Origin of the sequence: Stenotrophomonas sp., from assembly GCF_032066555.1 — a bacterium.
GTDB lineage: Bacteria > Pseudomonadota > Gammaproteobacteria > Xanthomonadales > Xanthomonadaceae > Stenotrophomonas.
This window is the reverse complement of the sequence record NZ_DAMBKV010000001.1, coordinates 466,637-477,596: the sequence shown is the minus strand read 5'-3', so window position 1 is coordinate 477,596 and position 10,960 is coordinate 466,637. Positions and strand designations below refer to the sequence as shown.

Annotated in this window: 11 protein-coding genes; 6 read left to right on the top strand and 5 right to left on the bottom strand. The window is 63.5% G+C overall.

Going from position 1 to position 10,960, the window contains the following annotated elements; all coding sequences use genetic code 11:
* From RT131_RS02185 to RT131_RS02175, 3 genes are all read right to left on the bottom strand, one after another.
* A partial coding sequence (locus RT131_RS02185) for a CsgG/HfaB family protein (protein ID WP_313169831.1) occupies positions 1-1,067 on the bottom strand: 1,067 nt, incomplete at its 3' end.
* Between the two features lie 448 nt (positions 1,068-1,515).
* On the bottom strand, positions 1,516-2,307 hold the full coding sequence (locus RT131_RS02180) for a phytanoyl-CoA dioxygenase family protein (protein ID WP_313169829.1): 792 nt from the start codon (positions 2,305-2,307) through the stop codon (positions 1,516-1,518).
* 669 nt (positions 2,308-2,976) lie between these two features.
* Positions 2,977-3,351 (bottom strand): hypothetical protein, encoded by a 375-nt coding sequence (locus tag RT131_RS02175; protein WP_313169827.1) that lies wholly within the window; start codon positions 3,349-3,351, stop codon positions 2,977-2,979.
* A 220-nt stretch (positions 3,352-3,571) separates the two neighbouring features.
* Here RT131_RS02175 and RT131_RS02170 point away from each other — a divergent pair, with 220 nt between their 5' ends.
* The 6 genes from RT131_RS02170 to RT131_RS02145 all read left to right on the top strand — a co-directional run bounded on the left by RT131_RS02170 (position 3,572) and on the right by RT131_RS02145 (position 9,802).
* Positions 3,572-3,859: a hypothetical protein gene (locus RT131_RS02170; RefSeq protein WP_313169825.1), complete on the top strand. Its 288-nt coding sequence runs from the start codon at positions 3,572-3,574 to the stop codon at positions 3,857-3,859.
* A 200-nt stretch (positions 3,860-4,059) separates the two neighbouring features.
* On the top strand, positions 4,060-5,055 hold the full coding sequence (locus tag RT131_RS02165) for a C13 family peptidase (protein ID WP_313169823.1): 996 nt from the start codon (positions 4,060-4,062) through the stop codon (positions 5,053-5,055).
* 87 nt (positions 5,056-5,142) lie between these two features.
* On the top strand, positions 5,143-6,519 hold the full coding sequence (gene dbpA / locus RT131_RS02160; protein WP_313169821.1) for an ATP-dependent RNA helicase DbpA: 1,377 nt from the start codon (positions 5,143-5,145) through the stop codon (positions 6,517-6,519).
* 36 nt (positions 6,520-6,555) lie between these two features.
* Positions 6,556-7,647 (top strand): histidine kinase, encoded by a 1,092-nt coding sequence (locus tag RT131_RS02155; RefSeq protein ID WP_313169820.1) that lies wholly within the window; start codon positions 6,556-6,558, stop codon positions 7,645-7,647.
* Positions 7,644-8,351: a LytTR family DNA-binding domain-containing protein gene (locus RT131_RS02150; protein ID WP_313169818.1), complete on the top strand. Its 708-nt coding sequence runs from the start codon at positions 7,644-7,646 to the stop codon at positions 8,349-8,351. Before RT131_RS02155 ends, RT131_RS02150 begins: the two co-directional genes overlap by 4 nt.
* 113 nt (positions 8,352-8,464) lie before the next feature.
* Positions 8,465-9,802, top strand: a complete 1,338-nt coding sequence (locus RT131_RS02145; protein ID WP_313169816.1) for an acyl-CoA thioesterase/BAAT N-terminal domain-containing protein — start codon at positions 8,465-8,467, stop codon at positions 9,800-9,802.
* A gap of 7 nt (positions 9,803-9,809) precedes the next feature.
* On the opposite strand, the gene RT131_RS02140 is transcribed toward RT131_RS02145, so the two are convergent.
* Positions 9,810-10,154: a hypothetical protein gene (locus tag RT131_RS02140; RefSeq protein ID WP_313169814.1), complete on the bottom strand. Its 345-nt coding sequence runs from the start codon at positions 10,152-10,154 to the stop codon at positions 9,810-9,812.
* Positions 10,154-10,936: a thioesterase family protein gene (locus RT131_RS02135; protein ID WP_313169812.1), complete on the bottom strand. Its 783-nt coding sequence runs from the start codon at positions 10,934-10,936 to the stop codon at positions 10,154-10,156. The genes RT131_RS02140 and RT131_RS02135 overlap by 1 nt, the downstream gene beginning before the upstream one ends.
* Between the last annotated feature and the right edge of the window lie 24 nt (positions 10,937-10,960).

Below are 10,960 nucleotides of genomic sequence, written 5' to 3'. Positions count from 1 at the left end.
ACCACTTGGCCGGCAGCGCCCAGCATGCCGCCCTGCTGCGCCACAGCGCCCATCGCAGCCTGTGCCACACCCGCACCAATGCCCTGGCCTGCAACCTGCTGTACCACTTGGCCGGCAGCGCCCAGCATGCCGCCCTGCTGCGCCACAGCGCCCATCGAGGCCGACGCCACATTACCGCCAATAACGTGATCCGCACCGTGCTGCATTACCTGACCCTGCATACCCGCCACCGCCCCCAGGTTCGGCGCGCCGGCATGTGTCGCCATCGGCGCCGCAGGTCCTGCTTGCAACCTTGCGGCGGCGGTGTTGGCCAGCCTGGCTTGCGATGCAGCCAAGGTCTGGTACGCGTCCGGTGGTGCTACCGGCACCGCTGCGCGCGTTGCCCTTGGCACATTGCGATTGGCCAGCACACCGCGCTTCTTGCTGACCTCATCGACCATGCGCGAATAGGCCTCTTCGTAGGCTTCCTTGATGACCTTGCCGATCTCGGTATTGTCCCAACTGCCGACATTCGCCCCGGCACTGCCCTGGACGCTTGCGGCAGACACCGCTGCCGCCCAGGCCTTGTCGGTGATCTTGGCTTCGCCGGTCACACTGATGAGCTGTTCGGAGGTGCGTACGTCAACCAGCGTCAACACCACTTCGGCAGTCTGTCTTTTCGTCGTCAGCTTGCCAGCCACGCCCAAGGTAGCGACGTTGATCATCGCCCCCATCAAGCCCCGCGAACCCCCACCATTCGACGCGCCTGCGCCGATGCTCATGCCGCCGGCATTGGGATTCTGCGACACGATATCCGGCACCAACACGAAGTCCGCGCCACGCATCTGTCCACCGCCGATGTTCTGGTCTTCCTGCAGGTGCCCGCCCATGGCCAGCTCCCGCTCAGCCTGCGCAGCGGTGAATCCAGCGCCACGGTCAAGCACCGTAAAACACTTGGAATCGTTGACAAGCACGCGCAGCACCCGGGTAGGTGCAGGCAGCCCATAGGTCGCCCAGATTCCCATGCCGTCATCCGGCTCGACGATGCGCAGACTGCCCTGCGCCGTCTTGCACTTATCCGATGACATGCCCAGAAGCGCGTGGCTTGGGAAACTCGCCGTTGCCGACACGAGCGCGATGAAACCGGCTGCCAGAACGGCAGGCCGGTGGATGATGGTCTTCATGTTTATCCCCCTGTTTCCGCACTCCATGCGAAGTTGCGGATGTGAATCGTCCGAACCAATGGAAACACCGCACTCTCCTGCGGTTTCACATTTTTATCACATACGTTAACGATTACCAATTTTTCATGAATGGCAACTGCATCGAACTGCTGCGAGTTCCTACTTCGATAGGTGCTATTTGCCGGCAATGCACGACGCACTCATCGAACAAAACACCGCATAGGCCTTCAGTCAGCACTGATAGCAAACTTCGAAATTGACTGCCGCAATCGGACTACAGGATTACCGGATAGCGACAAGGCCTCGCCCGACTTTCTGGTACATGTCCGCGGAAACTGGAAGGCGGCGCCCCTCAGATCGTAAGACCACAGGCCTGACGGATAGCAATCTGAACCGGAGACGGAGGCAGGTTTGGATCAAATTCCCGCTTCGGCAGAAGCGGCGGTTGCGCCATGAAGCGTGGCCGCTGCCCCCGGTGCGCCTGAGCGGCATGGACCAGGAACGGGTGACACAGATAAACCGTGCCTGCCGCGCCCGTCGCCAGTTCCACCTCGCAATTTTCCGTCGACGCGTAACCGGTGGCCGAGAGCTGCCGCAGGCTTGCCCCCGCCTCGCCGTAGGGCAGCAGTTCCCGCGCAATGGCAGCATGCGACCCTTTTCGTATTTTCGTAGGCGCATCATTCGGACCAACATCCGAGAACAGAAACAGCATCAACAAGGCGCGTCCACTACTCTTCACGTTGACCCGCCATTCCATGAAATCCGGGTTGTCGGTGCCAAAGCTCACGTCCACATGCCAGCCATCGTCACCGGGGGATTCAGGTGAGGGAAAGCGGATGGGAAAGGTTCCAACACCTTCAGGGGCAAGCCATCTCCCCGGCCCGACGAGCTGATCGTAGGCGTTATGCAGTTGCGGTGTGTTGGCAGCTTCGACGAAAGGCGGCGAGGACTTGAACCCCAAACGAACAACGGGTTGAGTCCAGTTCTGCGGCTCGTCCGGGGATAGACCCATATCCGCCCACAACTCATCCCTGCCTAGCCTTGCGAGCTTGGCGCTGAATGCCGCTTCAATTTTGACGAATCCATCATCAACAAAGCCCTGAATCTGGCCAGGGGTCAGGCCAATACGCTCGATTGCCGACATTGCTCTTCCTCCAAGCGGCTACCGCATCAAGCGGATGCCCGTTCACATCCAGATGGCGCGGTAGCGCCTGGGTAGCCTGCAGTCGTTCCGATCAACCGAACCCGTGTGGACATGAATACCATGCGCAAACACGTATCCCGAAACCAGAACCATAGCAACCACCTGCAGTCGACTGCCCGCGATTCAATGCAATTCCAAATTGGAGGCTTCCGGTTCGTGGAATTGATGAAGCTCGGCAATCAACGTCCTCCATGATCACCAAACGTTGGCCAAGATCATCGCGCTTTTTCCCATCTACGGGCAGCAATCGCAGCCGTCTCGGCCCGTAACCTCGCTTCATGCCGCCGCACCCATTCCTCGCAGCCTGCCCTGCCCGTCTCGTAACTCCTGCAGTTGCGGTGTGGGTGCAAAATCCTGCCAGCGGGTGGTGGCAGGTGATAGTCCAGATTGACGAACCACGATTCGTCCAATCGCTTGACCAGGCGGGAGACCGCCAGCTCATTGATATAAATCGCAGTTGGCCGACACTCGAAGTCGGCAACTCTCGCCCATGTGAAGTTTTCTGGAAGCATCCCCCAGCATGGAACGTGACGGTCTCAGCAGCTGGGACGGATTGCGGCTGACAGCAGTCAAGTTCCATCCGAAAGCGCGCCCAACGTGGATGAACTGTCAGCTGGCACGCATCTCCGCTCGGTACCGGACAATGGCAGCGGCGAGCTTGCGCCACCAATCAGATAAGTAGGGATGCAGCCATTTGCGAGGTAATGGCTTGCCGAAGCGGGATTTGCGATGCACGCGCGCCTTGAGGGTCTCGATCTCGAATCCGGCCCACTCGGGTGCGGGAAACATGAACATGTTGAATGAAACGGCAGGACGTACTTCATTCCAGAAGATGGCTTCCAGTTCTGCAAGAGAGTATTTGGACTCCGCGCAGATGCGAGCAACCTCCGGGAGAAGAATGGCGGGATCAGTGTCCATCCAGAAATCCTGCATCTGATCCCAAACCGGGGCGCGATCTTCAATGTCTTCGTCTGGTGGTCTCATGCCGGCAAACTATCTGATAAGCGACGCCCTGGTTCCGATCAAGCACCTTATCCATACCGCGCTACCGGTACGCCCTTCTACTGGGAACGGCCCGCCTCACTCGATAGCGCCTTGTCAGATAAATCCTAGTCTCAATAAGGTATATCCCTCATTGAGGTAGTGCTATCCCCGACAGCACCATTACAGGCTCTTGGCTGTCCGCCATCGCACCAGGTGCTGTATGGACTACGAGAAACTCCGCGATCACTTCGACGTTCTGGCACAGAGGGTGGTGCAGGACGCGGCGTCGCTTGGCGAATATGAGCGCAAGCAGAAGCTGTTGGAAATGCATCAGCTTGTCGACAGGATCGTGCAGGTGGTGCCCGATGATGAAGCGCAAGCCAGCATCCTGTGCAGGCTGGAGGACCTGGTCTACCGCGCAAGCAGCGCCATCAATGCTGCCGAGCAGCTTGAGAACCTCAGGAAAAAGTCCGCCTTGGCCTATGGCTGGTCGCTGCCTACCGACTGATGGGCCGGCCCAGCTCGATTCCGGGAATGCCGCTTGTTGGCGGCTTGATTGGGCGCCGTGCGCCTCCGGGGATCCTTTCGAGCCACGCATTCCAAGCTCAACTCCGGCACCATAGCCATCGGTGCCGCCCACGGGCGCGCACTGGATGCAGCACGGTCAGCTCGACCGTGCTGCCATACCCACCGTCATGGATTACGGCAATGGCAGCCCAACGCGGTCCCCAGCACTCCCCTCCCCGGCTGATCAACACCGTTGCCAAGCTGTTGTTGGCAGCCTGTGCGGCCTGGCCTGCGTTCGCTGGCGCGGCCAAAGCACCTGAGCGGCAGGCCACCACACCCAAACTTGAAGGCAGCCAGCTCACGATGCTGGACGCCGCATTGGCAGGCCTGCCAGCCCAGCGCCCCGGCGTCACCGATATCTACGTCCTCGGCGTGGCCGGTGATGCGGATGAAGATGTGTTCCCCAATGAGGTGGCCTACCTGCGTGAGCTGTCGGCCAAGCGCTGGGGTGCCGAAGGCCGCATGATCAGCCTGGTCAACCAGCCTGCCCTGGGACACGGCGGCCCGCCGCAGGTTCTGGCTACCGCCGACAGCATCGGCCATGCCCTGAACGGACTGGGGCGGACGCTGGACCCGAATGAAGATGTGCTGTTCCTCTACCTGACCAGCCACGGCCTGCATGACAACAGCGTCTACCTGCACACCGGTCGCGACCAGGAAGACTATCTGGCACCGGCACAGCTCGCGCGGATGCTGGATGAGGCGCATATCGGCAATGCGGTGATCGTGGTCTCGGCCTGTTTCTCGGGCGCCTTCGTGCCCGCCTTGATATCACCGCAGCGCATGGTGATCACTGCCGCGCGCAAGGACCGCCCTTCCTTTGGCTGCGGTAATACCGATAGTGCCACCTGGTTTGGTCGCGCCTTCCTGATCGAGGCCTTGAACGCCACCAATGACTTTGCCCGGGCCTACACCCTGGCCGCAGGCAACGTACGCCGTCGTGAAAAGGAACAAGGCGAGCGCCCCTCCGAACCGCAGTTCCAGAACGGCAGGACAGTAGCGGCCGTGCTCGAACAATGGCGCGCGGGCTTGCCGGAGACACCTGCCGTACCCTATCCCTTCGTTCACCAGCGGCCAACCGGGGCCAAGACCGTCACCCCCAAGAGCAAGCCGGTCGCCAACAATCGCAAGGGCTGAAACCGGCCCTTGCAGGCTGGATGAAGGAGACGGAGCCACCCATTCAGAATGGCAAGCGCCGCCGCCCGGCTTCTGCGAAAATACGGCATGACTGACTTCTCTTCCCTGCCGCTGTCGCCGGCACTCGCTCCTGGCATCGACGCGCTGGGCTATACCTCGATGACGCCGGTACAGGCGCTGGCCCTGCCGCCGATCCTGGAAGGCCGTGATGTGATCGCGCAGGCTCCGACCGGGAGCGGCAAGACCGCCGCCTTCGGCCTGGGCCTGCTCAACCGGCTCGACCTGTCCGTCAGCCGCACCCAGGCCCTGGTGCTGTGCCCTACCCGCGAACTGGCCGACCAGGTCGGCAAGCAGCTGCGCAAGCTGGCCACCGGCATCCCCAACCTGAAGCTGCTGATCCTCACCGGCGGCATGCCGCTGGGACCGCAGTTGGCCTCACTGGAAGCGCATGATCCGCAGGTTGTGGTCGGCACCCCCGGCCGCGTGCAGGAACTGGCGCGCAAGCGCGCCCTCAACCTGGGCCAGGTACGCACGTTTGTACTGGACGAAGCCGACCGCATGCTCGACATGGGCTTCGAAGAACCCATCCGCGAAATCGCCGGCCGCACCCACAAGGACCGCCAGAGCCTGCTGTTCTCGGCCACCTTCCCGGAAGCGATCCGCGAACTGGCCCGCGCCCTGCTCAAGGAACCGGCCGAAGTCACTGTCGATGGCCAGGCCGAAGCCCCGGCCATCCAGCAGCTGTTCTTCGAAACCGAGCCGGCCCACCGCCAGAAGGCACTGGGCGGCTTGCTGCTGAAGTACACGCCGGAATCGGCGGTGGTGTTCTGCAACACCCGCAAGGACGTCGACGAAGTAGCCAACTCGCTGCGCCAGTTCGGCTTCTCGGCGTTGGCCTTGCATGGCGACATGGAACAGCGCGACCGCGACGAAGTATTGATGCAGTTCTCCAACCGCAGCTGCAACGTGCTGGTCGCCAGTGACGTGGCCGCACGCGGCCTGGACGTGGAAGACCTGGCTGCAGTGGTGAACTACGAGCTGCCGACCGACATCGACACCTACCAGCACCGCGTTGGCCGTACCGGTCGTGCCGGCCGCAATGGCCTGGCATTGAGCCTGGTTGCCGGCCGTGAACGCAGCCGCGCTGATGCGCTGGAAACACAGCAGGGCAAGCCGCTGAACTGGCAGAAGACTCCGCTGGCAACTGCGCGTCCGGCAGAGCTGCCGCAGGCGGCAATGACCACCCTGCGCATCGATGGCGGCAAAACCGACAAGCTGCGCGCAGGCGACATCCTCGGCGCACTGACCGGCGATGCCGGGCTGTCGGCCAAGGCGATTGGCAAGATCGATATCTTCCCCACCCGCTCCTACGTGGCCATTGCCCGTGAGCAGGTTGGCAAGGCTTTGGCACGATTGGAAGCCGGCAAGATCAAGGGCAAGCGTTTCCGCGTCCGCAAGATGTAAGCAGGCGCCGGCCCCGGCCGGCGCTTGAACACGGATATGTCTTCCCTGCCCGACACCAGCTCTTCCAGCATTGCGGGTGATACGCACGCCACGGCATTCCCGTGGCGTGCAGCATGTGCAGGTTGGCTGCTGCTGACCTTGGTCACCTTGCCAGCGGTGCAACTGACCGGACCCGCAGCCGGTAGTCTGGCTCCTGTCGAGCTGATGCGTTCCCTGCTGTTCCTGCTTGGCATCCACAGCCTGTGGCTGCTGGCGACACCGTGGCTATGGCAGCTGTGCGCGCGCTGGCCGCTAGGCATGGGTAGCGACGTCAAAGCGGCGGGCAAGCTGCTGGCCGCCGGCATCTGCATCATTCCTGCGCTGTCGCTGATTGGCTGGCTGTTTGGGTACTGCCTCTCGCAACTGGCGCTGCCACGCACGCTGCCCGACAACTGGCTGCATGCGGTTATCGCCACCAGCCTGTTCGCGCTCCCAACCTATGTTGCTGTCATCGGCATCGGCCAAGCGTTGACCTATATCCGACGCTATCGCCGCCGTGGCGAGCTGCTGCTACAGGCGCGCGAACAAGCATTGCGGTCACGCCTGAATCACCATTTCCTGCTCAACGCGCTCAATGCGATCGGCGCGCTGGGTTATCGCGATGCAGAGCGCGCCGACGCTGCCTTGGCGCAGCTGGGTGAGTTGTTGCGCAACCTGCTGCAGAGCGAACCCTTCGTCGCCCTGCGCGAGGAAGTGGCGCAGGCGATGGCCTTCATCGAGCTGCAGCGACTGCTGCAGCAACAGCCGGTGCAGGTGCATCTGCAGGCCAGCACCGATGCGTGGGATGCGCGCGTGCCCAGCCTGCTGCTGCAGCCATTGATCGAGAACGCCGTGCGCTTCGCCAGCTGCTCAGACACGAACGACGCCACAATCAGCCTGCAGTTCGAGTCGCGCGATGAACTGCTTCACCTGCAGATCCGCAACCCGCTTGGCGACGCGGCCGCCGGCATGGGGATTGGCCTGCAAGCCAGCCGCGAACGCCTGCAGGCAATCTACGGCGAGCATGCCACGCTGCACGCGCAACGCGACGGTGCGCACTTCCAGGTCAGCATCCGGCTACCGCTTGCCAGCAGCGAGCCCACCGCATGATCCGCACCCTGCTGATCGACGACGTCGCACTGGCCCGCGAAAAGCTGCGCCACCTGCTGGGCGCGCATGCGGATATCCAGATAGTCGGCGAGGCGCCCAGCATCGCCCTGGCCCGTTCGCTGCTGGCTACCGAGCGGGTCGAGCTGTTGTTGCTGGATATCGAGCTTCCCGACGAAGATGGCCTGCAACTCGCGCGCAGCCTGCCCGCGCCTGCGCCGGCGATCATCTTCACCACGGCCCATGCGGAACATGCGCTGACCTCCTACGAACTGGGCGCGATCGACTACCTGCCCAAGCCACTGGATGCGAACCGGCTCGCCATCGCGCTGGATCGGCTGCGCAGGCATCTGGCACGCGAGACCAGCAACCCGCTGGCACCGCTATGCATCCGCAACGGCGGCCGCAGCGACTACGTGTACCCCACCGACATCGACTACATCGACAGCGCCGGCCATTACGCCTGCCTGCATGTCGGCAAGCAGGTGCACCTGCTGCGCGAGAGCATTGGCCGGCTCGCCGAGCAGTTGGCGCCGGCTGGCTTCGTGCAGGTGCAGCGCGCGGTCATCGTCAATTGCGCACGGGTGCGCTGTCTGCTGCCACGCCGCAATGGCGATGCGACGCTGGAACTCCTGGATGGCACCCAACTGCCGCTGAGCCGGCTGCACCGCGACGCGTTCGAAGCGAAGATGGGCAAGGCCGGCTGATACGCACGGCTCATGCCAAGCCCGGCACGGCCTGCGCCATTGCTGGCGTCCAGCTGTTCCGTTGCATTTCCAGCAGCGGCAACATCGCGGGCCGCTCCTCGCTCACCACACCCATGCTCAAGCATCTCCTGCTTCCGCTGCTGCTCGGCTGCAGCTCCCTGGCCCTTGCCGCCGAACTGCGCGTACATCCCGTGGGCGGTCCAGCCGATCAACCGGTGCAGATCAGCGTTGCCGGGCTGCTGCCAAGCCAGACCGTGAAACTGCAGCTTTCCATGCAGGACAGCAGTGGTAACCGCTGGCTGGCGCACGCCAACTACCGTGCCGATCACAACGGCATCGCCGATACCGCCACGGCTGGCGCCGAGGCCGGCAGCTACGCAGGTGTCGATGCAATGGGGCTGTTCTGGTCGATGCGGCCTGAAGCCGGTAAAGGCAAACCCATGCCACTGCCGATGCACAGCGATGCCGATGGCCTGCGTTATGCACCCGCAACGATGCAGCTGGAGGCCTTCGTCGATGGCGAACGGATCGGACAACAGACCTTGCTGCGGCGGATCAATGCGGCCGACGTGGTTGCAACACCGTTGCAGCTGCATGGCGTGGTGGGAAATCTCCATCACCCTGCAGGCGCCTTGGACGATGGCCGTCGACATCCTGTCGTGATCACCCTGGGCGGCGCCGAAGGCGGCATCGATAGCGCGAATCTGTATGCCGCCTGGTTGGCGTCCAACGGTTTCGTCGCAGTGGCTGTTGCCTATTACCGGATGCCCGGACTGCCCAAGGATCTGATCCGCGTCCCCATCGACCCGGTCAGCAGCACGGTCGACTGGCTGCGCGCCCAGCCCTTTGCCGGCAAGGTCGGGGTGATGGGGGGCTCCTGGGGTGGCATCGTGGCGATGGCGGCCGCGGCGCATGATCCGCGTCTGCAGGCAGCGGTGTCGTGGGTAGGCAGCCCTGCGCCATTCCGCGGCATCCGCCGTGATGTGCCGCCGGCCGATTTCCGCGCCGTCGATGAGCCCGCATTGCGCGTTGGTGGCCGCGACCTGCCATTCCTGCCCTATGTGGAACAGCTCAACTGGAATCAGCCGGGCGCGCACGCGGCAGCATTGGAGCAGGCAATGCTGCCAATCGAACGCATCAACGGGCCGCTCTTGTTGGTCGCAGGCGGCGACGACCAGCTCGGCGCTTCCGGCGAGATGGCGGCATTGGCGATGCAACGCCTAAAACGCCGCAGCGCGCCGCAAGCGGACGCCCTGCTGTATTACTCCGACGCCGGCCATCTGATCACGCCCTTCCTGCAGCCCACCACCTTCCGCAGCGACACCGGCCCTTACATCCCGGTGGGCGGCACGGCCGAAGGCTATGCCCGCGCGGACCGTGAAAGCGGCCCTGCAGCGTTGGCATTCCTGCGGCAGGCGCTGGCCGAAGGAGACATACGGCTGACGCGCTGAGCCTTTATCAGGCAGCGCGAGCGTGCAGCGTCACCCGGTATGCCGCGGCAACAACCGCTACGCTGGCCGCGACAAACAGCGCCAGCGCAGTGCCCTCGCCCATCCCACGATGGATCAGCAACAGGTACACGCCGATGCAGCTTGCCTGTGCAAACAATGGCCAGGCAATACGGCGGAAACCGCCACGGAACACGCGCCAAGCCAACACCGCGCTCAGCAGCCAGCCGCAGGCGAACGCCAGCGGGTCCAGCGCCGGCGAGAATTCATACACATTGCAGATCACGAACCACGCGCTCCAGCCCAGCAGCGCCAGCAGCAGCGCCAGTCCACCCAACACCCGCAAGGCGCGCATCAGGCAAACACCGCCACGCTCTGGCGGCCGCGCATCACCACCCGGCCCTGCTCATCCCAGGCCTGCATGTCCTGCGACGAATAGCCGTCACCCGCATGCTGGCTGAAGGAACGCAGCAGGAACCATTCGCCCTGCGGCGAAGGATCGAGCAGCTCAACGTTCCAGGTGATCGAGCTGATCGGCGCAGCAGCGCGGAAACTGGTGAATGCCGCCGGCGGCATCGCATCGCCCATCGCGATCAGAGCTACCGCGGGATCTACTCCACCGGCGTCGCGATGGCGGATCCAGGTCAGCAGCTCGGGAATCTCCGCAGCTGACACCGGCATCGCACCACCGGCAGGGCGCATCTGGAAGTTGCGGGTAAAGGCCGGCGCGAACGGCATCGCCGCCATGTCGAAATCACGGTATGCGGCAGGCCCCTGGGCCGGAAGCTCACCACTGAAATCATGCGCAACCGCACTTTCGCGGGCGCGGCCGAACACCAATGACAAGCGCGCCGCCAAGGCATCGTCGGAGAACACATCCACGCCGACATTCACCACCGACTTGCCCTCGCGCAGTACCGCCGGCACGAAACGCAGCAGGCCGGCTGCAGGCCCAATGAAGGTCACCTGCATCGCGCGCAACGGCGGTAACGCACCTGCGTGGCCTTGCATCGCCGCGGCCACCGCCAGCGCACTGAGCACGCCGCCGTAGGCGGTGCGACCCTGGCGCCAACTGTCAGGGAGCAGCAGCCCTTGTGCACCATCGAAGGAAGACAGCAGCTCACTCAACGTCGGCATTCGGGACTCCGCGGATCGGGGTGG